Source organism: Pseudoalteromonas sp. APC 3250, from assembly GCF_030407915.1.
Lineage (GTDB): Bacteria > Pseudomonadota > Gammaproteobacteria > Enterobacterales > Alteromonadaceae > Pseudoalteromonas > Pseudoalteromonas tetraodonis.
The window spans coordinates 104147-128826 of sequence record NZ_JASDCM010000002.1 but is presented as its reverse complement, the minus strand read 5'-3'; the positions used below and the strand labels follow the sequence as shown (position 1 = coordinate 128826).

Annotated in this window: 20 protein-coding genes; 11 read left to right on the top strand and 9 right to left on the bottom strand. The window is 40.1% G+C overall.

All coding sequences use genetic code 11. The features are described from left to right. Positions 1-63: 63 nt before the first annotated feature. Entirely contained in the window at positions 64-546 is a 483-nt protein-coding gene (locus tag QL986_RS03005) for a putative 4-hydroxy-4-methyl-2-oxoglutarate aldolase (RefSeq protein WP_024602697.1), read from the bottom strand. A 349-nt stretch (positions 547-895) separates the two neighbouring features. Between QL986_RS03005 and QL986_RS03000 the strand changes: the two genes are divergently transcribed. Further along, the gene (locus tag QL986_RS03000) at positions 896-2359 is read left to right on the top strand and encodes a carbon starvation CstA family protein (protein WP_024602698.1); all 1464 of its coding nucleotides are present in this window, start codon (positions 896-898) and stop codon (positions 2357-2359) included. A 72-nt stretch (positions 2360-2431) separates the two neighbouring features. Here the strand turns inward: QL986_RS03000 and QL986_RS02995 are convergent, their stop codons facing one another. Beyond that, positions 2432-2950 carry a TetR/AcrR family transcriptional regulator gene (locus QL986_RS02995; RefSeq protein ID WP_024602699.1) on the bottom strand — a complete coding sequence of 173 codons (519 nt, stop codon included), beginning with the start codon at positions 2948-2950 and terminating at the stop codon, positions 2432-2434. Positions 2951-3128: 178 nt separating this feature from the next. Here QL986_RS02995 and QL986_RS02990 point away from each other — a divergent pair, with 178 nt between their 5' ends. From QL986_RS02990 to QL986_RS02980, 3 genes are all read left to right on the top strand, one after another. Beyond that, entirely contained in the window at positions 3129-3749 is a 621-nt protein-coding gene (locus QL986_RS02990) for a glutathione S-transferase (RefSeq protein WP_016900120.1), read from the top strand. A 14-nt stretch (positions 3750-3763) separates the two neighbouring features. Beyond that, a complete protein-coding gene (locus QL986_RS02985; protein WP_024602700.1) occupies positions 3764-4456 on the top strand; it encodes a cupin domain-containing protein in 693 nt (230 codons plus the stop codon). A 120-nt stretch (positions 4457-4576) separates the two neighbouring features. Next, complete coding sequence (locus QL986_RS02980) at positions 4577-4978, top strand: STAS/SEC14 domain-containing protein (protein ID WP_024602701.1); 402 nt, start codon at positions 4577-4579, stop codon at positions 4976-4978. A gap of 198 nt (positions 4979-5176) precedes the next feature. Here QL986_RS02980 and QL986_RS02975 read toward each other — a convergent pair whose 3' ends face one another. The 3 genes from QL986_RS02975 to QL986_RS02965 all read right to left on the bottom strand — a co-directional run bounded on the left by QL986_RS02975 (position 5177) and on the right by QL986_RS02965 (position 10037). Then, on the bottom strand, positions 5177-6121 hold the full coding sequence (locus QL986_RS02975) for a carbohydrate kinase (RefSeq protein WP_024602702.1): 945 nt from the start codon (positions 6119-6121) through the stop codon (positions 5177-5179). Between the two features lie 125 nt (positions 6122-6246). Further along, positions 6247-8640, bottom strand: coding sequence for a TonB-dependent receptor (locus QL986_RS02970; RefSeq protein WP_013463014.1), 2394 nt, complete (start codon positions 8638-8640; stop codon positions 6247-6249). 167 nt (positions 8641-8807) lie between these two features. Next, positions 8808-10037, bottom strand: a complete 1230-nt coding sequence (locus QL986_RS02965) for an MFS transporter (protein WP_024602703.1) — start codon at positions 10035-10037, stop codon at positions 8808-8810. A gap of 175 nt (positions 10038-10212) precedes the next feature. Between QL986_RS02965 and gtfA the strand changes: the two genes are divergently transcribed. Next, positions 10213-11685 (top strand): sucrose phosphorylase, encoded by a 1473-nt coding sequence (gene gtfA / locus QL986_RS02960; RefSeq protein WP_138764301.1) that lies wholly within the window; start codon positions 10213-10215, stop codon positions 11683-11685. A gap of 73 nt (positions 11686-11758) precedes the next feature. On the opposite strand, the gene QL986_RS02955 is transcribed toward gtfA, so the two are convergent. Beyond that, complete coding sequence (locus tag QL986_RS02955; protein ID WP_290191149.1) at positions 11759-12790, bottom strand: LacI family DNA-binding transcriptional regulator; 1032 nt, start codon at positions 12788-12790, stop codon at positions 11759-11761. Positions 12791-12871: 81 nt separating this feature from the next. Then, on the bottom strand, positions 12872-13765 hold the full coding sequence (locus QL986_RS02950; RefSeq protein WP_290191148.1) for an AraC family transcriptional regulator: 894 nt from the start codon (positions 13763-13765) through the stop codon (positions 12872-12874). Positions 13766-13957: 192 nt separating this feature from the next. Between QL986_RS02950 and QL986_RS02945 the strand changes: the two genes are divergently transcribed. From QL986_RS02945 to QL986_RS02920, 6 genes are all read left to right on the top strand, one after another. Continuing rightward, positions 13958-15478, top strand: a complete 1521-nt coding sequence (locus tag QL986_RS02945) for an aldehyde dehydrogenase family protein (protein ID WP_290191147.1) — start codon at positions 13958-13960, stop codon at positions 15476-15478. 303 nt (positions 15479-15781) lie between these two features. Then, positions 15782-16387 (top strand): DUF998 domain-containing protein, encoded by a 606-nt coding sequence (locus QL986_RS02940; protein WP_290191146.1) that lies wholly within the window; start codon positions 15782-15784, stop codon positions 16385-16387. 104 nt (positions 16388-16491) lie between these two features. Then, on the top strand, positions 16492-16710 hold the full coding sequence (locus QL986_RS02935) for a hypothetical protein (RefSeq protein ID WP_024602708.1): 219 nt from the start codon (positions 16492-16494) through the stop codon (positions 16708-16710). A gap of 62 nt (positions 16711-16772) precedes the next feature. Further along, entirely contained in the window at positions 16773-17324 is a 552-nt protein-coding gene (locus tag QL986_RS02930; RefSeq protein WP_290191145.1) for a GNAT family N-acetyltransferase, read from the top strand. 43 nt (positions 17325-17367) lie between these two features. Further along, complete coding sequence (locus QL986_RS02925; protein ID WP_054201353.1) at positions 17368-17625, top strand: hypothetical protein; 258 nt, start codon at positions 17368-17370, stop codon at positions 17623-17625. Between the two features lie 178 nt (positions 17626-17803). Next, positions 17804-19276, top strand: coding sequence for a S41 family peptidase (locus QL986_RS02920; RefSeq protein WP_290191144.1), 1473 nt, complete (start codon positions 17804-17806; stop codon positions 19274-19276). A 46-nt stretch (positions 19277-19322) separates the two neighbouring features. Here the strand turns inward: QL986_RS02920 and QL986_RS02915 are convergent, their stop codons facing one another. Both QL986_RS02915 and QL986_RS02910 read right to left on the bottom strand, forming a co-directional pair. After that, the gene (locus QL986_RS02915; protein WP_290191143.1) at positions 19323-22268 is read right to left on the bottom strand and encodes a TonB-dependent receptor; all 2946 of its coding nucleotides are present in this window, start codon (positions 22266-22268) and stop codon (positions 19323-19325) included. 72 nt (positions 22269-22340) lie between these two features. Beyond that, positions 22341-24482: a glycoside hydrolase family 16 protein gene (locus QL986_RS02910; RefSeq protein WP_290191142.1), complete on the bottom strand. Its 2142-nt coding sequence runs from the start codon at positions 24480-24482 to the stop codon at positions 22341-22343. Between the last annotated feature and the right edge of the window lie 198 nt (positions 24483-24680).

Here is a 24680-nt window from a genome sequence, read left to right as displayed (position 1 = left end):
GTTTGATTTTATAAAAAGCAGCTCTCGAGCTGCTTTTTTATCGCGAACAGCCACTTTGATTGTTCAAAACAAGGCTTTATTACTAATAATTAATCCATTGACATCAGCATACACCCAATCACCGGTATTAATTGTGGTGTTTAACATATTAACCGGGTGATCTTTGGCACCTAAACCGCGCTTAGTGGTGCAGCGCGGCGTAGCGCCTAGCGCCATCACGGGTAAATCAAGCTTGGCAAGAATTTCAATATCGCGGCAGCAACCATTAATAATAATGCCTTGCCAGCCATTTTTTAGGGCTCGCTCTGCAATCATATCGCCAATGAAGGCAAAACGCTTACTAGCAAAGCCATCCACAACCAACACTTTGCCTTCACCATTTTCATGTAATATGTTGCCAGCAAACGAGTTATCGTCTGGGCAGGTGACAGTCACTACTTGACCATAAAAGAGAGTTTTATTACCAAAGTGTTGCAAGCCACTGTCAGCGACTTGCACATGGTCGCGATGTTCATCGTATAAATCGGGCGTAGTAAACTGTGTCATTGAGGGCATCCTTGTTTTTTATAAAGCCACGTAGGCCAACGGCAGTACATTAAAAGTAGTAATAATGTTTATCGTAGGCTAATTAATCATTCAGGTGTAGCTATTGTTGTAAATTGGCGTATAGATTTTAGTCGCAATATAAGCACTTTTAACGTTTTTTAACGCTTTTTTATAAGTAACTTATGCTGTTACTTAGTTTTATTTTTTTAAATAAATTTGATTTTGCCAGAGCATTAGCCAAACGTCTCATTGTTGCGTGCTTTTTCATATGCTACGTTCAATTGTTATTTTAAAATTTGGGCTGCAATACTTGGCCCTATACACACATACAAAAAGAGAAGCGTGCTTTATGATCATCTTTTTTATTTGCCTAACTATTTTAATATTAGGCTATAAGTTTTATAGCCCGTTTGTTGAAAAGCAAGCGGGCATGGATTCAACGGTCGACACACCACAAAAACGCTTTAGCGAAGGTGTTGATTACGTTGCAATTCACCCTGTTCGTGCATTTTTGATTCAATTTTTAAATATAGCAGGCGTAGGCCCCATATTTGGCCCGATATTGGGTGCATTATATGGTCCGGTTGCGCTTGTATGGATTGTGCTTGGTAATGTTTTGGGTGGCGCTGTACACGACTTCTTCTCAGGAGTAATGAGTATAAAAGAAGACGGGAAAAGCTTACCGGAAATAGCAGGGCACTACTACAACGTTGTATTTAAAGGCTTTATGCTTATTTTTACTGCGATGCTACTATTTTTTGTTGGTGTTGTATTTATTATGAGCCCGGCAGGATTATTAAGTAACCTTGATATATTTAAGGATACAATATTTGCAAATAATACCTTTTGGGTTTTGGCTATTTTAGCTTACTACTTTTTAGCCACGTTATTACCCATTGATAAAATCATCACTAAGTTTTACCCTATTTTTGGTTTGTTAATGATTGTAATGACAGTAGCTATTGCGGTATCACTGCTAATAAACGCACCGCATTTACCAGTAGCGGGCGACTTTTTAGCATACTTTGAGGCTGATCACGCTCATGACTTCTTAGCACCAAATCCTGATGGACTGCCCACTTGGCCGCTGCTATTTATAACCATTACCTGTGGTGCTATTAGTGGTTTTCACTCAACGCAAGCACCTATTATTGCCCGTTGTTTAACCAACGAAAAATACGTACGCCCAGTTTATTATGGTGCGATGATGTGTGAAGGCATTGTAGGTTGTGTTTGGGCATTAGCGGGTATTGCTGCATTCCCTGAAGGCTATGCGGGTTTAAAAGCTATGCTTGATTTAGGCGGTCCAGGTTTGGTGGTTAACCATATTGCAAACAGCTACTTAGGTGTATTTGGCGGTATTATGGCAATTATTGCTGTTGCTGTTTTTCCTATTACCTCAGGCGATACGGCGTTTCGTTCACTGCGCTTAACCGTGGTTGATGCGTTTAGTATTCCGCAAAGTTTACGTAATCGTTTATTGCTAGCAATCCCTATTTTAACCATTGCTTACTTTATGACTAAGCTCGATTTCTCTGTGATTTGGCGCTACTTCGCATTCTCAAATATGCTGCTTTCAACCAGTGTGTTGTGGCTTGCGACCAAGTACTTATTTGACCGTGGTACATTCCACTGGATCACTAGTATACCAGCAGTAATCGCTACAGCAGTGACCTTGTCATACATAATGACCGCGGCAATAGGGTTAAACTTATCAAGTGATTTAGGTAAACCGATTGGTGCAGCGGTGGTTGTTATAGGGTTTATTGTATTAGCTGTTGTGCATTCAAAGCATAAAGTGCGTACGGCTTAATAAATCGTAATCTTAAAAATGTAAAAGCGAGCCTTATGAAGGCTCGCTTTTTTTATACTTGATGACCAATCGCTAAAAAGTGGCTTGTTCGAAGTAGCTAATATCATCTAGGGTTTTACTAATCATCATCGCCCCCTCTAATAAGCTCACTGTTTGTATTGCCGCGCGAGCAGGGTTTTTTTCACCATTCACAGCGTGTGCTTGGGTTAACCAGGCTAAATTTTTATTAAAAAACCGCTGAACTTCAACCCGCACTTTATCAGGTAGGCTGTCGCTTTCTGCGCCGAGCAAGCCACATAAACACATTTTTTTATCAATCACGAGTGCATTTCTAAATAACTGAGTGTAAATATCAATAGGGTTTTTACCGTTTGCTTTGTGTGCCTCTGGTTCACCAAGTACAGCGATAAAGGCATCGGTATATTGATGCGCAAGCTCTGCACCTAAATCAGCTTTAGTTGGAAAGTGATAATGCACACTGGCACTTTTAATACCAATTTCATTGGCCAACTCTCTAAAGCTAAAATTGCTATAGCCACCAAGTCTAACTTTGTTTTCTGCTGCTTTTAACAGGGCTGCTTTTTTTGTCATTTTAAACTTCCTTCATATCGCTGCAAAAAATTATCAACCAGTAGGTAGTTATTTTCAAGCTCTTTTATTTTTAGTTTGCAAAGGTCGAGAACTTAATATAAATTACCTACCAGTAGGTAGGTAATTTATTCTTGCCAGTATTAGCTCAAACTGTGATTAAAAATATAAAGAGATAATTATGAAAATTTATGATGTAGAAAACTTTCCTAATCCATTACGTGTACGTATTGCGCTTGCTGAAAAAAAGGCGACTGATAAAGTAGAATTTGTTGCTGTCGATTTATTAAATGGTGAGCACCGTACTGAGGCTTTTTTAGCTAAAAACCCCTTAGCAGGCGTACCTGTTTTAGAGCTAGATGATGGAACGTTCATAGCAGAATGCACCGCAATTACTGAATATATTGATACCGCTTTTGCAGGCCCTTCATTAACCGGTGTTGAGGCAAAAGAGCGTGCAGTGATTAATATGATGCAAAAACGTGCGGAGTCAATGGTACTTGATGCTGTAGCCACTTACTTTCATCATGCAACGGATGGTTTAGGCCCAGCGCTTGAAACCTATCAAAATGTTGCTTGGGGAGAAAAGCAAGGTGAAAAAGCGCGCCAAGGCTTTGTTTATTTTAATACAGTGTTAGCCAACTCTGCTTATGTTGCTGGTGAGAATTTTAGTGTTGCAGATATTACTTTGTACGCCGGTCTGGTGTTTGCAGGCTTTGCAAAAATAGCTATTCCTAGTGAGCTATCACATTTAATAGCATGGCAAGAAAAGGTCGCTCAGCGTCCAAGTATTGCTGTTTAGATATGGAGTCAAATATGAAAATTGCAGCTGATTTTAGCGAACGTGTTGTTGTACATAGCGAATCGTTAGAATGGATAGCCTCACCGATGGCGGGTGTTGATAGGCGTCCACTTGATAGAGTGGGCGATGAGGTTGCACGCGCAACCAGCATTGTACGTTATGCGCCCAACAGCCATTTTTCTGCCCATACACATACCGGCGGTGAAGAATTTATTGTGCTTGAAGGTGTTTTTCAAGATGAACATGGTGATTTCCCCAAGGGCTCTTATATTCGTAATCCGCCTGAGTCAAAACATACACCAAGCTCTGAAAACGGGTGCGTGATATTTGTGAAATTATGGCAGTTTCAGCCAGAGGATAGAGAGCATGTTCGCTTGCAAACTAATACCATGTGCAGCGTTCCTCACCCTGAGTTTAGTAATGTAAATGTAGTTTCTCTTTATAAAGATGCCTTTGAAGAGGTGAGTATTTTAGCATTTGCACCTAACAGTGAAATATCGTTAAACGCCTCAGGTGGGGGCGAGCTTTTAGTTCTTGAAGGCTCGCTTGAAGAGCAAGGCGATACATTAGTACAGCACAGCTGGTTAAGAGTGCCGCCTAACAGCGAAATTAAAGCAACAGCAGGCAGTGAAGGAGCCAGAGTATGGCTTAAAATCGGTCATTTAACAGATGTTGAAAACCAAATAGCACGGCTTAAAAATGCATAATTAAGCATTTAATTAAAATGGGCACAATAAAAGTGATGTGCCTGTTTTTTGATCTACTTCACTATTGGTTAATAAGCTATCACCTATACTTGATGCTCATATTATTGTGGAGTTCGGGTTATGGTAAATTTAACACACGGCTTATCGATTGGTTTTGAGCGCTCTGGTTGCGAGTTTTTTTTAACCTTAAAAGCTATAGGTACACTCACTCATAAAGATTATGAGGTGATCACGCCGATGATTGACTCTGCGCTTGGTGAAGTTAAACATCCTATTGTTAATGTACTCATAGATGGTACTGAGCTTGATGGCTGGGAACTTAGAGCTGCATGGGATGATTTAAAACTTGGCTTAAAGCATAACAAAGAATTTAAAAAAATAGCCATATACGGCAACAAAGACTGGCAATCAACCATCGCTAAATTAGGCAGTTGGTTTGTATCAGGTGAAATTCAATATTTTGAGAACGCCACTGCGGCTTTAGAATGGTTAAAAAGTAATGATGAAGAAGCGGATGCTTAAATAAAGGCCATAATCGGCTTTTATTTTTAAAGTATTTATATCAATTCGCTTAATTAAGTGATCTATTTTGAGGCTGGAAAAACGTGTTGATAGCTAGGCAAAAAATTTGCTATTTAGTTGTTCTAAATGAGAATTTTTTAACGCAGATAGCGACACGTTTAGCCTCGTAAAATAATTAAGTATTATTGCGGATTGGTATTACACCTCTTGAAGTGTAGGTAATGCGGGAAATGCCCCCTTGGCTAAGCAGGCTTTAGAGCCACAACGCAAACCAAAACTTAAAGCGTGTTTTACTAGGTGCTCATTATTAATTTTTTCGATGAGCGAGCTATTTTCATCGGTGTGATTTAAATAATATAACACGCCTGCAATAAACGCATCACCGGCACTGGTTGTATCCACAGCATTAATGATTGGCGCCGATTCATTTAATATAAACTCTTTATGGTAAACCATTGCCGGTGCAGGGCCATCGGTTAAAAATACCAATTTTACACCTATATTTAAAATAGACTGTAAGTAATCATCAGGTGATTGCTGTGTTTGCTCAGCTAAAAAGTTCAGCTCATCACGCGATAGCTTAACAATGTCGCAATACGCATAACACGCATGTACATTGTGTTCAATGTCATTGCTATTTTGCCACAAGCTATAGCGTAAATTTACATCAAAGCTAACGAGTTTATGGTTGTTTTTAGCCAGCTTTAAAGCACACACGGTGGTGTTTGCAATGGCTGGATTGGTTAACGTGTTGGAACAAAAGTGTAGGGTACTCAATTCATCCCATTTAATATGGCTTAAGTGATCACTCGTTAACAGTAAATCGGCGGTATTGTGGCGATAAAAATTAAAGCTGCGTTCACCGGTTTCATCTAAACTCACAATAACCACGGCCGTTTGAGAGTCTTTAATCGTAAATAAGTACTCTGTACTTACTTTATATTGCGCAAGCGATTTACTTAATTGTTTAGCAAAGTAGTCATCACCCATACCGCCACAAAAAGCAGCCTTGCCGCCTAACTTTGCATAACCTACCGCTACATTGGCAGGGGCACCTCCTGCAATGGGCAAATAAGCACTGTTTTGAGAATCTTGTGGCAGCATATCAATAAGTAGCTCGCCGAGGCTAAGTAATTTGGTCATAGTGTAAATCCTAAAAAACCCAGCAGAGCTAGGTCAAAATTCAAGGGAGAATTATTAAAACTAATTAAAGTTAGTGTAACAATCGCTGAAAAACATAGCTTCAGCGTTTGTTACACTAAAAATGGTTAGTTAAACGCGTATTTAAGCGTTATTGATGTTGTGCGGCCATTAATAGTACGGGCGCGAATAATGTTATTATCTGGAATTGAGCCTTCTTCAGCTTCTGTAATACCTACCGTATCGAATAAGTTATTTACATTAAGTGCAATATTAAGGTTTTCAGATAAATCGTAACTTACAAAGCCATTTACTTGAGTGTAACCGTCAAATTTAAGGTCGTTGTTGTCTTGAGCGTAAGCATCAGTAGTACCAATAAAGTTCACACCGGCAGCACCTTTATCAAAGCTATAACGAGCCATTAAAGAGTAGATTAAATCAGCTTGGCGGCGTGGCGTATTACCTACCACTTCAGGAGTAAGCGCATCCTTAGCAATTTCTGCATCTGTCCATGTTAAGTTACCACGAAAATCCCATGCATCGATGAAGTAAGTTGATTCAATTTCAATCCCTTTTGCTTCGTATTCACGGTCAAAAAAGGTTTGCGATGTTGCTTCAAAGTTTTGCTCTTCTGTTTCTGCATAAAACGCTGTTGCAAAAACTGAGAGTGAATCAAAACGTTTTTTAACCCCAAATTCATACTGGTTTACTTCATCAACGGCATCTTCATCAGCAACCGAACCGTCAGCGCGTACTTTACCAAATAAAAGTCGGTCAGCATTTGCGCGGCCACCTTTACTCAGTCTTGCAAATGTCGCAAGGCTTGAATCTATTTGGTAGTTAGCCCCAATTGAATAGGATGCATAATCCCAATCGTAATTTACTGGGCTAGCATTTGCGGTATCAATGCCTGCTACATTTTGTTCAGGAACTGAAATCACTCCATCGCGATTCATATCGACCGTTGAGGTAACGGCACCTGCATAGTTGCCGCGTGCTTCACCACTATCGTAACGAGCACTTGCGTCAATACTTACATCACCCACTTTTGTTGAAAATGAAACGTACGGGGCGCGGGTATCGTATTCTGTATCGTAATCACGCTGACAGCAGTTACCCCAAAAAGGCGTTCCGTATGCATATAAACCATTTTCAGAAAACGCTGTACCATCAGCAGCTGTTACATTTAGTAGCGCCGCATTATCGCCCTTAAGCTCCATTAGGTAAGAGTTCCATAACCATGACATAGCAATATTTTGCGTTGAAGCATAGTAACCAAATGTAACGCTTGTATCATCGCTTAGTGATTTAGTTAGTTTGAAGTCGTTCACAATAGAGTCAAAGTCGTTCATTGTGACGTCAAACGTATGAATACGCATGGCTAAATCGTCATTAAATGCAGCTCCGGTATTTGCATTACTAAGCGTTGCACCTGCGCCGCCAATACTTTGTGCAATAGCAGTCGCGCTGCCTACTTCAGCAGGAATAAGTGAATTAAAGTTACCGCTAACAGAGGATTTACGAAAACGGTTTTCAATACGCCAATCGTTATCTAAGTCAAATACAGCTTCAAAACCAACTGAGTCAACTTGCGGGTTCATGCCATCGCGAATATCGCCGCTACTAATTTGATTTTCGCCATTTAAACGCACTGTTTTAGTAAATAATGCTGAATGCGGGGTATCTGATTGTGCGTCAAACCCTGGGATTGAGTCACCATTTGCATACATTGGCATTGGTAAGTAACCCACGCTTTTGTCATCTAAATGTTTGTAATAAAGACGCACGTAACCGTTTTCAAAGTCTTTGGTAAGGTTGGCTTTAATTTGCCCACCTTTATTTGATGTGTAACCTGTTTCACGCGGGCCTTCACCTTGGCGCACAAAACCACCTACATGAAAACGTACGCTATCACTAAGGTAAGTGCCGTATTCAAAGTCTGTACGAATAGTGTCGTAATCAAGGCCCAGTGTTGTAGAAACACTGCCTGATTCGTTTTCACCATTTTTAGATATAAAGTTAATTATGCCGCCCGGTGCATTACTTGCTGCAGTCGAGGCCGAACCACCACGAATTGATTCGATAGTTTGTACGGTATTATCTAGGCGCATAAATATATCAGCGTTACCAAAAGCAATATCACCGTATTGCATAACGGGTAAACCGTCTTCTTGTAATTGTAAAAACTTAGCACCACCAGAGGCCACAGGTAAGCCGCGTACAGCAATGTTTGCGTTACCTTCACCGCCGGTTGATTCTGAGCGTACGCCCGGAATAATTCTAAACGCTTCAGCAGTTGAACGCGGTGTAGATACTTCAACTTGAGCAAGCGATAAACTGCTCACTGATGAGCTTGATGCCATAATGGTTGTACGACGTGGTACACCGGTTACAACGATAGTCTCAAGACCTTTGTTAGCTTGCGCTTGTGTGTTTTGCTCTTCTTGTTGTGCATAAACGCCTTGGCTTACAGCCAGCGCTAAAGCACTCATTAAATATAAAGGTGTGTTGTGTGTTGTCATGTGAACGCCTCGTTTTGTGAGCCCGAAGGGGTTTGTTATTTTTACTTAATCGATTAAGTAAAAATAACAAATCTTTTACAATAAGCAAATTATTTTATTCTTTATTTGCTGTTTTTTTACTCATCTATTGATTTATATAGTGTTTTTTTAGCCCCCAATTTGTTGATTTACTCAGTTATTAGGTTGCTCTCTTGTAAAGCGCAGGCTGATGGGTCACGGAAATAGTTAAACAGCATCGCTAAAAATAAAATAATGGCAAAGCCGGTTGCAAGGTAAAAACCATAACGTACATGACCAAAGTAATCGCTGATCATACCCATAAATAAAGGCGCTAATGCGGCTGAAAGTGCAGTGAAAAATAATATAACCCCAGCAACTGCGCCATGTTGTTGTACCGGGAAGCACGATATTCCTTTGGAGTTTAAGGTCGGGTAAACCATCGACATAAATAACCCTGAAAGCGGCAATAAACCAACAGCCCAATCAACGCCACCGACTAAAGTACCCACATAACACAATGCGATACCTAAACTTAAGTAAGCCATAACACCTTGCCAGCTATAGCGGTTTAATAACCACACCGCAATAAAACGCCCTGCGGCACGCAGTATAAAAAATATGGTGAGTGCATAGGTTGCCAAAAGGGGCCAAGAGCCTGTGTAGTCTTTTAACAGCGTCGGCATCCATACGTAAATGGCAACCTCGGTTGCAACATAAAGCGCAATGGCGAGCGAAAAGCCAAGCGCGTAGGGGTTTTTAATCATTTTCATGGTGGTAGCAAGTGAAGCGGGCTTTTCAGTGCTTTTAACAACGCTTGGATACTCTGCACGCCACGCTAAAAACGCTAAAATTAAGCACATAATGCCGGCAATAATATATAAATAAGTCCAACTTACATTTTGTACCAGTAATACACCAACAAGTGCAGGTCCAACAATGGCACCAATACCAAAAAAGCCTTCTACTTTGTTCATGGTTTTAGTGTGCTCTGCGTTGCTATGAGAAATATCGCCTAATAACGCCAAAGCGCCGGTTTTAAATAAGCCAATAGCTAAACCAATACAGCAGAGCAAAAAAACAAAAAATATAAAGCTGCTACTAATGGCGAATAAAAAGCAACTCGCAGAAAATATTAATAACCCAAGCATAATCGTTTTTTTACGCCCGAGGCTATCGGCTAAAAAGCCTAAAAATAATCCGCTAAAGGCAATGAGTGCCATAGGCGCATAGTGGAATGCGCTGGCTTGGGTCATGCTTAAACCAAATTCAGTTATGAGCTCGGGAATGATCATGCCAACGGCATCGGAGGTCATGGCAAACATAAAAAACATCATATATGTGAGCCAGCGAATTTGTTGCAACGGATCGCTGCTTACGTGTGTGTGTGATTTTGTCATGTGCTTTTCCTCGTTAAATGCGTTCTTAACACTCAGTAAGTCAGTCAGTTACTGATTATAGTATTAATGTCGCCACGATATTTGTATGTAAAATTTATAAAAATAACTTGTAAATTCGTACGTGCTAGTTAAAGATATATCTTAATCGATTAAGTTTCAACATGGTAATCACACAATGATGAAGAATAAAGTTCAATTGATCACATACGCTGATCGAATTACTGGCCAAGATATAAATGCACTTACCACTCTTTTACATGGCCCATTAGAGGGCGTTTTTGGTGGTGTGCACTTATTGCCATTTTATAACCCAATTGATGGCAGCGATGCAGGCTTTGACCCGATTGATCATAGTGAAGTTGATTCTCGAATCGGTACTTGGGACGACATAAAGGCACTCGGTAAAGACCATGATTTAATGGCTGATCTAATAGTGAATCATGTGTCGGCGCAATCTTTTCAGTTTCAAGATGTACTGGCTAAAGGTAAAGCGTCAGCATTTTGGGATTTATTTTTAACCAAAGAAGACGTGTTTCCCAATGGCATGAGCGAGGCTGAGCAGCAAGCTATTTACCGTCCACGCCCAGGCAGTTGTTTTACACCAATGAAATGCGGTGATGGTCAAACGTATGATTTTTGGACCACTTTTACCGACAATCAAATTGATATAAACGTAAAAGTAGAGGCGGGAATTGCGTATTTAAATAATGTACTTACTAAGTTCTCTGCTAACAACGTTAATATTATTCGTTTAGATGCAGCGGGTTATGCCATTAAGCAGGCGGGTACTAATTGTTTTATGCTAGATGAAACGTTTGGCTACTTAGATAACTTATCAAAGCAAGCCAACGATTTAGGCATGGAAACCATTGCAGAAATTCATAGCCATTATCAAACACAAGTAGATGTAGCTAAGCGCGTTAATATGGTTTACGACTTTGCGTTGCCACCACTTATTCTACATAGCTTGTTTAATAACAATGCGGATGCATTACTCAAATGGCTAAAAATATCGCCGCGTAACTGTTTAACTGTGCTAGACACCCATGATGGCATAGGCATTATTGATGCAGGCCCAATGGGTGAAAAACCAGGCTTATTAAATGCAGAGCAAATTGATAACCTAGTAGAAACCATGCATGCAAATAGTAACAATCAAAGCCGCCAGGCAACAGGCGCGGCTGCCAGTAATGTCGATTTATATCAAGTAAACTGTACTTATTACAATGCATTAGGCGCTAATGATTTTGACTATTTGCTGTCGCGCGCAATTCAATTTTTTGCGCCAGGTGTACCGCAAGTTTATTACGGCGGCTTATTTGCCTGTGAAAACGATATGGAACTGTTAGCAAAAACCAATGTTGGCCGTGATATAAATCGCCCATATTTGAACGCGGCTAAAATAGAGCAAGCACTTAATAAACCGGTAGTAAAAGGGCTCATAGAGCTAATTAAAATGCGTAATGAACATCCCGCATTTGAAGGTGAATTTTCGGCTCAAGGCGGCGCAAGTGTTTGTTGTTTAATGTGGAAGCTTGAACAACAATCAATTTCATTGAGGATTGACTTTGCAAGCCGTATTGCACTTATTTCGCAGGTTAATGGCACTCAAGAAAGCACTCTAAACTTACAAAGTTTATTGGCTTAAATAGCTTTATTTGTTGAAAACCAAAAGCCAAGCAGCCTCTGTTTGGCTTTTTTATTTGCTTTATTAGCAGTGCTTAGCTACTTGCACCAATATCGAGTGCGTAACCTACTTCATATTGTTTTTCTTCTTTGGAAATAAATAAGTTAGCAGCCATAACGCCCTTTTCTTGGCTATTTTGATGAATTGTAGTAAGGCGAGGTACAAAACGAGCGGCTTCTTCTATGCCATCAAACCCCACAATACGCAGCTCACTGCCTATTTTTATCCCTTGTTTTATGGCTTCTCGCATGGTGGCAAGGGCAATTAAATCACTCATGCATATAATCACGTTAGGGCGAGGGGAGGCTGTTAATACCTCTTTTGCGGCAATATTTGCAAAGCGCTCACTGCTTTCAGGAATATTCCAAATGCGGTCGTCGGCAACCGTTATATTAGCTTCACTTAAGGCGCGTTGATAACCACGCAAACGTTGATGCGAAATAGATTGGCCAGTTTCAAATTCGTGATGTTCGTATACCCGGCACAATACATTTTCATCAAGTAATCTTAAACCTAATATAGCCACTTTATCATCTTGATTATGCAAAACATGTTTGGCTATTTCATAACTGGCTTGCTCGTTATTAACATTAATTGAGGCGTTACGGGCAATGTCAAAATCAACCGTCACCACATGTTTAGAGACTGTTTTTAGTTGCTCTACTAGTGCTTTATTGCGCGGGCGACCATAACAAATAAAGCCATCGACAAAATCAACAACGCTGTTGAGGTTGTCACTATTGCCTGAAAACAATAAAACATTAATATTGTTTTTTTCAAGTACCGAGGTTACTCCCCGCATAAAACTGCTCGCAACAGGGTCTGATACCATGTATTCCACGCTATCAGGAAGGACTAATGCAACAATATTAAACGTGCCACTTCGCAAAGACTGCGCCGCTTTATTAGGGCCATAATACCCCAGCTCTTTGCACGCTTTAAGTATGGCTTCGCGGCGTTTAGCAGAGAGTTGATCCGGGCGATTAAACGCATTTGATACCGTAGCATTAGACACACCTAATTCTTTGGCAATACTCTTTAATGTCCAGCGGGTGGGTGTACTCATCGGTGACTCATTACTACTTACAACATTGCAAACAATCTAGCATATTAGGCTGTTTAATATAACAAAAACTGTTGTTTTAGGTTAATGGCGACACGCTTTTGGTGCAATACCAAAAGTTTGCTTAAACAAACGGCTAAAATGACTGGCGCTATTAAAACCCAGGTCGTAGCATACCTTGCTTATAGCGTGGCCTTCTAATAAAAGCGTGCGGGCTTTTTTAAGCCTAAGTTGTTGCTGCCAAAGTGCAGGGCTTGTACCAAAAGCAAGTTTAAATTGCTGGTAAAACTTACTACGGCTCATACAGGTTATTTTGCACAAGGTGTTTATGTCGAGGTTTTCGCTTAAATGCTCTTCAATATAATGCAGTGCATCACTCACGTTACTTTTTAGGCGCAGCTTATCGCAGTTTGCCAGCAATAAATCACGGCTTTGTTGTTGTAATAAACGGGTGATCAATTCGTTTAACGATAAATCAATTAAGTAGTGTCGCTCAGCGCCTTGCTCACTAAATAAATGCACCATGCGCTCTAATAACTGCTGAGTTTGCGTATTATGTTGGGTATGCACTAAATTAGGGGTGTATTCAAACAAGGTATCACTAGCAAAGCTTTGCTGCATATTAAGCGCATTAGCCACATTGGTTATTTTATCGGTGCTTATTTCAATGGCTAAACAGGTGGTGGGTGCGTTTAAGGATGCATGCGGAAAATCAATTAGTACGCCTTGCTCGGGTGCTAATACAAACGATTCATGTGGTAAAAACGCTTTGTGGTATTGACAGCTCTCAACATGCATTATTTTTTTACCACTGAGCATGGCACAAAACAGTAATTCGTTTGAGTGCAACGCCACTTTTTGCGCACTTTTATAGGTATCGTAAATACTTAGCTCAGAGTTATCGGCAGCAAAGGTCACTTTGTTTTCAATCAGTACATCAAGTTGTTGGCGTTTTTTATTTAACTGAGATGTGTGCATGTTCAGCCTTTTTTAATCGTTATAGAGCGTTTTTAATGTGGACTCACAGACAACTTTTTTGGACAGCTAAGCAAGTTTTTAAGCGCTTAATGGTCTAATGTCAATCAATACCGATTAAATATAAAGCAAGTTGCTACATTACTCTAACAAATTTCGGCTTAGACTTTTAGCTAACAACAAGAGAACACACATATGATTTACGCAAATCCAGGTTCAGCAGACGCACTCGTCACATTTAAACAGCAGTATGGTAATTACATTGGCGGCGAGTGGGTTGCCCCAGTTAACGGCCAGTACTTTGATAATATAAGCCCAGTTAATGGCAAGGTATTTTGTAAAGTACCGCGCTCAGATAAAGACGACATAAACCTTGCACTCGACAAAGCCCATGCAGTAAAAACCCAGTGGGGCACTACCTCAGTCGCCGAGCGCAGCAATATACTATTAAAAATTGCCGACCGTATTGAACAAAACTTGGAGCTACTTGCAGTGGCCGAAACATGGGATAACGGCAAAGCGATTCGTGAAACCCTTGCCGCTGATATTCCACTGGCCGCCGATCACTTTCGTTACTTTGCCGGTTGTTTGCGTGCTCAAGAGGGCAGTATTGGCGAGATAGACGAAACCACGGTGGCGTATCATTTTCATGAGCCTCTAGGCGTTGTAGGGCAAATTATTCCGTGGAACTTCCCATTATTAATGGCCGCATGGAAATTAGCGCCTGCACTTGCAGCAGGTAACTGTGTAATATTAAAACCCGCAGAGCAAACACCCGCCTCAATCTTAGTGTTAATGGAAATTATTGGCGATTTACTGCCAGGGGGTGTTTTAAATGTGGTAAACGGCTTTGGTAAAGAAGCAGGTGAAGCACTAGCAACTAGTACGCGCATTGCTAAAATTGCCTTTACAGGCTCAACTCCTGTGGGCTCACATATTTTAAAATGTGCAGCCGAGAATATTATTCCTTCAACGGTCGAGCTTGGGGGGAAATCGCCTAATATCTTCTTTAGCGATGTTATGGAAAAAGACGACTCATATTTAGATAAGGCAATTGAGGGTGCCATTCTTGCCTACTTTAACCAAGGTGAAGTATGTACTTGTCCATCACGCTTGTTCATTCAAGAAGATATTTATGAGAAATTTATAGAACGTATTTTAAAACGTACTAAACAAATTAAACGTGGCAACCCGCTTGATAGTGAAACCATGGTAGGCGCTCAAGCCTCTAAAGCGCAGTTTGATAAAATTTTAAGCTACATTGAAATTGGTAAAGAAGAAGGTGCTGAAGTATTAACTGGCGGCCATGTTGAGCAATTAAGCGACGAGCTAAACGGCGGGTATTACATTCAACCTACACTATTAAAAGGACGTAATGACATGCGCGTGTTCCAAGAAGAAATTTTTGGCCCCGTTATTTCAATGTCGACCTTTAAAGACGAAGCCGAAGCACTTGAACTGGCTAACAGCTCAGAATTTGGTTTAGGCGCAGGGGTATGGAGCCGTAATATGAACCGTGCTTATCACTTTGGTCGCAAAATAGAAGCAGGTCGTGTATGGACTAATTGTTACCATATGTACCCAGCACATGCAGCGTTTGGCGGTTATAAAAAGTCTGGTATAGGCCGCGAAACGCACAAACTCGCGCTTGATCATTACCAACAAACTAAAAACTTGCTAGTAAGTTACAGCGAAGATCCGCTTGGCTTTTTTTAATAACGCGTTTTAGTTTAAACAAACAACCTATAAGTAATGAAAGCGCTACATTTTTGTAGCGCTTTGTTTTTTTTAAAACTAATACCGATAGCATTTGATTAGTGGTTAATTATAATGATAAAGAAATGATTTATTAATGAGGCGCTGGGTTGAAAAAGTAGATTAAAGGTTCTAGCTCAGGGCTGTTATGACTAGGTTTCAGGCTGTTTGTACAAGCTCACAGCTCGTCACTCGAAGCCGGCTCATTTTCTCCTCTGTGTTCAAAAAGGCTTTAATGAATTAATCACAAAAAGGATTATGGTGATGTTTGAAACGATTGCGATTTATTCAGGGTTAATAGCCACATTATGGATATTCATTGGCGTTTATGTAGCAAGTCTATTTTATGAAGGCTACAGCCATTCTAAACAATTTTGTAGTGAATTAGGTGCAACAGGTAGCCCAACTGAAAAACTGTCACCGCTAATTAATAATTATCCATTAGGTTTTTTATTTTGCTTTTTTGGCTGGTATTTAACACAACTATCTAATGTATCTATTTTGGTTAATATTGCTGGTTGGTTAGTCATAATGCATGGTATTGGTACATGGGTTGCAGGTTATTTTCCTATGGATGCAGATCCATTTACTAAACACCCAACTTTTAATTGCAAGGTTCACTCTTGGGCTGGTTTCATTATGTTGCTTTCGCTCGTTTTAGCACCAATATTAATAGCGATCAGTCCAACCACAGAAATTACTCCTTTATACTTTCGTGTTTTTTCAATTGTTTCTGTTATCGCTACTGTTTATTATCTGTTTGCTATGGCTAAAGCGGTTAAGCTTCAAAGTAATCCAGGTACCTATCAACGTATCTCTTATGGTATCCAATTAAGTTGGTTAAGTGTTTTTTCAATAGTGTTAATGTAATTTTAAACTAATTTAAATCGTCTTCAATAATTTAGAGACTTAACTCACTAACGACTATGATTTATTTCAGCTTATTATTTGGCGCCACAACTCAAGGAAGGCTCATGAATATAAACCACGCTAAATTCCGTTTTATTTTACTAAAAGGTGTTCTAGGCTGGGGAATTCCTACAGCTATTTTATTTCAATTAATTATGTACTTTACAGGTGAGCAAGATTTTTTTGATGGAATCATTTCATCTTTAATAATATTTCCTTTAGTAGGCATATTATTTGGATACTTTTTATGGCATTCGAAATATAAAAAAGAGCGAAATAACTGAGATAACAACCTTAATCACTTGGTTTGTTGAATTTTTTTAGCTTTGATAACAAGAAGGTTTGAGTGAAAATTTGTGAAACCCAAAGGTTGGTTATTCGGCCATTTTCAATTGATGATGTGCCGGCATTAAGTGAAATTCTTAATGACGATGAAGTGATGAAATACTCAATTCGAGGTGTGTGCGATGAAGCTGCAACTCGTGAATTTATAAAGTGGTGTTTACAATGCTACGGTTCATACGGTTTGGGCCCATGGGCACTAATAGATAAAAACAGTAACCTACTTATAGGGTTTTGTGGTGTTTCTCCACAAAGTGTCGCGGGTAACGAAGAGCCTAATTTAGGGTATCGATTAGCGGGCGATTTTTGGAATAAAGGATTAGCCTGCGAAGCGGCTAAAGGTGTTTTAAAGTATGTGTTTACTCAAACTACTCATCAATCAGTCGTTGTTATTATTGAACCTGAGCATATTGCGTCATTAAAAGTAGCAAAGAAAATTGGCTTTACAGACTACAGTACTCATGAATTTCATGGTCGTACCGTACAGTTATATCGATTAACTAAAGCGCAGTGGAGTGAATGGACTTCTTTAGATGCTACTTATGTAGCCATCTAAAGCTCAAAATAGTTAACGTTGATTTGTTAAAAGGAAATTTTTAATGGATATAGATTCTCATATAGTTCAACTTGAAAAAAACAACCGAAAGTTATTTAGTGCATCTCATTATTTGGGGCTTACGATAGCGATGGCTGTTATTGTTTTGTTGTTAATGTTTTATTTCAGCCCATTGATAGGGCTTGCTTGTTCAGGTTTTGCTGCTTTCTTTTTGAACTTTTTCTATTCACAGTATAGCTTTAGAAAACTCAACGCCCGCATAACACTACTGCAAACCAAAATTGAACAAACGTCTAAGTAAGGTGTTGCTCTAAATTTAAAGCCAGTTCATTTTAAATCTTACTCGTTGTTAGCTGCTTTTAATGTTGTTAAGTTACTGCTATAAAAATAATTTGCTGATACTTATTTGATTTAAGGTATTTTTAGTTCCACCAAATGAGTTTACAGTAATTATATAACCTAATTTAAAATGGATTTTCATGAACATAAAAACAAAAATAGTTAGCCGTACTTTATTGAGTGCTTTATTAATTACGCCTACCTTGAGCATGGCAGAATTAGCAGTTACTCCTCAAACACCAGAGCAATGGCGCAGTGTTACTGAACGTGATATTGAAGCTGCTTACAGTATTTCGGCAAAAAACCACCCCGGTATGTTTGATGTTAACAACCCAGTCTTTCCTGAGCTATTAAAGCAAGCAAAAGCAGAAGCACTTGCACTGTCTGCTAAAGCGAGCGGGCCGCAGGTTCATGTTGCGGCAATTGCGCGTTTTAGTACTGTGCTACAAGATGGTCATGCAGGTGTGTTTTCAAGCGTTGAACGACCTGCTCGTCGTTGGCCTGGTTTTAGTGCCGTTTGGCGGGGTGATGCATTAAAAGTGTATTACAGTGAAACAGATAATATAAATAAAGGTGATGTGATAAGTGGATGCGATGGGCAAAGTACCGAGACGTTAATGCGACAAAGAGTGTTTAAATTTCATGGACAGGTTACACAACCTGGGCATTGGTGGCAGCAAGGTTGGCGGTTACTAATTGATGAGGGCAACCCATTTTTAACACCTCTAAAAGAATGTCAATTTGTTAAAGCCAATGGGCAAGCTTACAGTAAAACCCTTGATTGGTCTGTTCGGCCAAAGAGTGTAAGTAAGCATTTAACACATGCCTATAATGGGGATGAGCTTACAACCGATTTAACTTGGCCTGCGCAAAACATAGCGTGGATTGCTATGCCCAGTTTTGCAAATAACGATAAGCAAACTCATGATTACAATAACCTGTATAAAAAAGTGACTGATCAACGTACTAAGTTACTCAGTGCAAAAACGGTGGTTTTAGATCTTCGTCATAACCAAGGTGGCTCGTCGTATTGGAGCTTAACGCTTGCAAAAGCGTTGTGGGGTGAGCAAGTTGTTGAACAAAAAATGGATAACTACACAAAAAATAGCCGAGTTTGGTGGAGAGCGTCAAAAGATAATACTAGCCATGTTAAATCATTAATTGAAGTGTTGAAAGATCAACCTAAAGCACAAAAAGAGTTTAAAGAAATAGCTGCAGGTATGGCGCAGTCACTTGAAAATAATAAGCTATTTTACATCGAAGAGCCGCAAAGTAAACCAAACCAAAGCGAAATTACAGTGCCAGTAAGTGACTTTAAAACACAGGTTTTTGTTATTGTGCCGCCACAGTGTGCAAGTGCGTGTCTTGATGCCATTGATGTATTTAAGCAGTTTTCAAACACTCAGTTATTTGGCGCGCCAAGTAGTGCTGACTCACTGTATATGGATGTTCGATTAGCTGAGTTACCCTCAGGTTTAGGTAAAGTGATAGTGCCTAATAAAGTGTATGTGAATAGAGCAAGAGGAAAGGGCGATTATTATAAACCCGATATTGCCTATAACGATATTGATTGGACAACCGATAAGCTATTAGAAAAAATTAAACAGTTATAAAAAAGCCGCTCAGTGAGCGGCTGGACTGTTTAATTACTTAGGTTTATTAAAAGGTATAGCGTGCGCCAATTGCGTAGCGTGGACCATACTGGCGAGCAAATAAGAATTGCTCTTCGTAACGGCCATAGCCTTGCTCGGTTTCATTATTAAGGTTAATACCTTCAAAGAATACCGTCACATTTTCATTAACGTCATAATTTACGCTCATATCCCATTGGCCATATGATTTAGCATATTGTGGTGGTGCATCAGCAGAACCTTGCGCTTGCCCTACACCAATTAAATATGCATCACGCCAAGCATAAGTAACTTTTACAGATAAACCTTCTTTTTCGTAAAACGCTTGGAAATTAGCTGAATCACTTAAGCCGGTTAATGGAGCTTGTTGGTCTAGGCTGTCTGTATCAAATTCAACATCGCCGTCAACAAACGTTGCATTTACACCGACACCAAAACCTGTCTCGCCAATTAAGTGCTGTACTGCCACTTCAAAACCATCGACTGATTTGCTATCGGTATTTTGTGGTTGGCTAATGTTCCAAGTAATAAGTGGATCATTACTATTTGGTTCAATTTGTCCGTTGGCATTGCCATCACCATTTGCAAGCATTTGCGCAAAAATAGCATCGGTTGTTGCTTGATCACCACGAGCTTCAATATCACTAACCGCTTGTAAATAGCGTGGGCCATTTAAAATATCATGTAAGCCTTCAATGGTGGTTGGAGTAATGGTGGTTTGAATAAAGTTATCAACGTCCTTTTTAAAGTAACCTATAGATGCATAACTGCCCTCTGCGTAGTAATACTCTAATGATAAATCAAGGTTTGTTGATTCAAACGGCAATAATCCTGTATTACCTTGGCTACCTACTCGTGACCCCGGTTTTGGGCTGCCTGTTAGGTTACGACCACCAGCTAAATCACCTAATGGAGCGCGCGACATAGTTTTACCCCATGATACGCGAGCAATTAAGTCATCAGTTACGTCAACACTTAGGTCTATTGATGGTAGTAAAATATCGTAACTGCCTTCTTGAACTAAGAAGTTGTCATCGCCGCCAGCTTCATATTGAGTGATCCACTCTGAAGCACTGATCCAATTTACTTGTTGCTCTACTCGTTGACGAACAGAGCTACTTACATCGGTTTCTTCATAGCGTAGACCTGCATTTACTTTTATGTAGTAATTGCTAATTTCAAACTCCCAACGCGATTGAACATAGATACTGTTGGTAATTTCTTCAACAGCGCTTTGACTGTCAATACCATCAAGGTAGGCATTAGGTGCATAGGCATCGCCACCAGTTACATCAGCTGTAAGGTATGCCATTTGTCTTGCTACGGCTTCATCAAAATCAAAGCTATAGTAATAGTTAGGTTGTAAATCGTTACCACCACCGGCAAATTGGTCTAATAGTCCTGAAGTGTCATTAAGGGTAAACATGCCATCAGGGAATATCTCGGTGTAAGAAGGGTTAAAACCAGGGCCGCCAACTAAGCCACTCCATGCTTCATAACCACCAGTATTTTGCTCTGTACGCGAACCACCAAACTTAACTTCAATTAAACCAATGTCAAAACTATCGTTTATCCATGTTGTATGTAATTGAAGTTGCTCAATATTGGATTCTCCCGGTGAGTGAATAAACTGGCTAAAGTTTGAATCAATTTCACCAGGGCTTAATACGCTGGTACCGTTTTTCCAATTAACTTGCGCATGTGGAATTTCGCCAGTGCGATAATCATAAATTTTATTTACAAGCTGATCAGAACCTAAAATAACTTGCCCATCACTACCAAGACCTTTGTCTGAGCCGTTATCCGTTTCGTTTTTAGAGTCATGGTAGTCAAGCTCAACTTGCCATGTTTCATTAATTTGCCAATCTAAATTTAAGCCGATAGAACGAGCTTTAACTTCAGTGGTGTTTTTACTCGAGGTAAATGACGCATCGTTACCACTTATATCTGCATAAATTGCTGTGCCATTTTCATCTAACTCGTAGCCGTTGATGTTACTACCAAAGTCGTTCCAAATACCCCAGCCGAGAGTTTCTGAGCCTGTTGTAGCCTCACTTGCTGTGTAATCAAGGGTAGCTACAAAATTATCTGTAGGTGCAAATTGTAGTGTGACTTGCCCATTGGTTCTCTCGCGTTGTAAATCTTCAATTGCGTAGTTCATATCTTTTGCAAAAAAGTGATTACCTACACGATTTCCTTCAGCATCTACTGGGCGTGGATCAATAAAATCACCTTCTGCAAGAGTAGGTAAGTCGACATTAGCTTGCCAGCCTTGAATATTGGCGCTTTGCTTTTGAAAGTCACGTTCTTGATGCGAAAAAGAAAAACCAATACCAAACATTTCATCACCAAAGGTATTGCTGTAAATAGCTGATACTTCGGGTGTTACATCGCTCCCCGCTTCATTTGATGAGTCATGAATGGCTTTAGCCGTTGCTGAAAAGTGCTGGCCAGGTCTTTGTAAAGGTCGAGTTGTTGAAATGTTAACCGTTGCACCTAAGCCACCACTCGGCACATCAGCACGGGCAGTCTTAAATACTTCTAAGGCACTGACACCTTCTGAGGCAATGTTTTCAAGATTATACGAACGAGAGTTACCCGTTCCAGGCATTTGGCGACCATTAAGTGTTACCAAGTTAAATGATGGGCCAAAACCACGCACTGTAATTTGGCTACCTTCACCGTTTGCACGACTCACCGATACACCCGTAATACGCTGTAGTGACTCTGCTAAGTTAGTATCGGGGAATTTACCCATTTCTTCAGCAGAAATAGCATCGACTACCCCAGATGCATCGCGTTTCATATCCATAGAGCGGATTAATGAACCACGAATACCTTTTACTTCAATAACTTCTAGTTCAGGTTCGGCAGTATTTTCTTGCGCAGCATAAGCGAAGTTAAGCGTGCTTGCAGTGATGATAAGTGACACAGAAGCCGCTAATTGGCTTTTTTTAAAATTAAATGTGTTCATAATTGCTCTGCTTTTAACTAAATTTTACGATAAGTAGGTGCATATATGCACCTACCATTAAGTGACTTTTAATTATGGAACGCTAATGAAAGCGTTATCTACACGATAAACGGCGCCTTCACCTGTGTCCCAAGCTGGGAAAATCATCACTACATCTAACGCACTAACATCTAAACCTGCACCCGCTAAATCAGCAAGGGTAAAGGTATATGTTTGCCATTCACCAACAGTAGGTTCTATACCTTCAATGCTGTCAGTTAGTGGAATTTCGACAGCTGAGCTACCGTTATCAGACTCCACTTTGAAAGTCCAAACTGAATCAAGATTATTTGGTTTTGAAATCACCTTTAACTCAAACGCTATTACACCGTTTTCTAATATTGAAGTAGCATCGAATGCTTCACCGCTTCCGCCTGCAGCTGTGCGGCTATTAAAGCCCATTACTGTTGCTGTTGCGCCAATAGTAAACTCAGCAGTTAAACCGTGCTCTTCATCATCTACTACCTCAACTGGCGTTGAGCCACCGCAGCAATCCCACATTGGCCAATTTAGGTTTTGTTCATCACTAAAAAGGTCGACTTTTGGTAAGTCGCCTTCAATAGCCACATTGGTAATTAAGTATTCTGCGCCTTCACCTGTTTGCCATGCTGGGAATACCATTAAAACATCAATGGCACTTAAATCTAAACCTCTTTCTTGTAGTAAAGAAAGCGGGAATGTATAGGTTTGCCATTGGCCTGTAACCGGTGTTACGCCTTCAGTACTATCGCTAAGGGCTACATCGCCTGTATTAGGACCACCATCACCCGCTTCGGCTTTTAATAACCAAGTAGTTGAAGATGTTGGAGGTGTTACTACTTTCATATCAAATGATACACGGCCATTTAAATCAAGCAATAAAGAAGCGTCAAATGGCGACGATGACCCTGCAAAGCCATCAGGGAAATGACCGCCACGGGTAGAAAAACCAAGCACAGTCCCGTTATTATCGTTAATGTTAAACTTAATTACGTCGCCTTTGTCAGCATCGGTAATGGTTTCTGGTGTGGTTCCGCCACAACAATCCCAAGCGATCCAGTTTTCGTTTAATGTGCCATTAAATATATCAAGGTTTCTTGCAACACCATCACTTGGTGGAGTAGGTACAGGGGCTTTACCTTCAACGAGTGCATCTTCTAGGCTATCGTAACCTGGGCGGACTGTTTCACAGCCTTTACCTGTGGTTGGGTTAGAGGCACATTCATAAACACGAACGTAATCAATCTCAAAGCTTTGACCTTCTGCAAATGCTGCAGCGTCAACGCCTAAGTTATTTACGTTTTCAGGCCAATCACCACCAACGGCATTGTTTAAAATAAGGTAAAAGTCTTTATCAAATGGTGCTGTATCCCAATGCGTTGTTAGCTCGCCGCTACCTTGTTCAAAGTATTCAGCAAACCAACCTTTATGCTTTAAGCCAACAGGTTCATCTTTTGAATTGTAACGAACTTCAGAACGACGTTGTGTGGCGTATAAATAGCCATCTACGTACCAGCGAATTTCGCCTTCTTGCCATTCAATCGCGTAAGTATGAAAATCGTCTGCAGGATTCATCCCTTCAGGGAATGTATACGCTTTACCTGAACTTGAGTTATTTGGCCATTCGCGACCATAATGAAGTGTGCCATGAATATTAGCTTCAACGGTGCCATCTTCAGCAACTGTTTTTAAATTTACCGCTTCTAAAATATCAATTTCGCCAGAGCGCGGCCAAGTACCATATTCTTCATCAGTTGGCATCATCCAAAAAGCTGGCCAGCTACCTTGACCAGAAGGCAACTTTGCACGCATTTCAAAGCGACCATAAGTAAAATCAGCGTTGTAACGGGTGTTTAAACGGGCTGATGTGTATGGTTTTTCTGCGCCTTCTTCAGCAGGTAAGGCGACTATGTTTAGTACACCGTCTTTTATAAAGGCGTTTTCTTCACTGTCGGTGTAACATTGTTTTTCGTTGTTACCACCACCAGCGCAGTTTAATTCAAAGTTCCACTTGTTTGTATCAATGCTTGTGCCATCAAATTCATCACTCCAAACCATTTGCCAATCTGAAACTGGCTGGGCAGGATCTACTTTTTCAAAATTGGATGTTGTTGCAGCATCGCCGCCACAGCCAGCCAAAGTTGCTAATGAGATAGCAGCCAAAAGGCGAGTAATGCGTGTTGTTTCAATGTTCATAACTGAACCCCGTTCAACTGATTATTGTCAGAATATAGTGTATTTGTTGATTTTTCATTTTTGTAAGCGCTTACATTTTTATGTGTGATAAATGTAAGCGCTTACAAATAATATGGGGGATTTTTAACTGGGTCAAGAATTTGTTTAAATAATTTACAATTGATTTACTTTTAACAGGGTGTTTTTGTTAACAGGAAC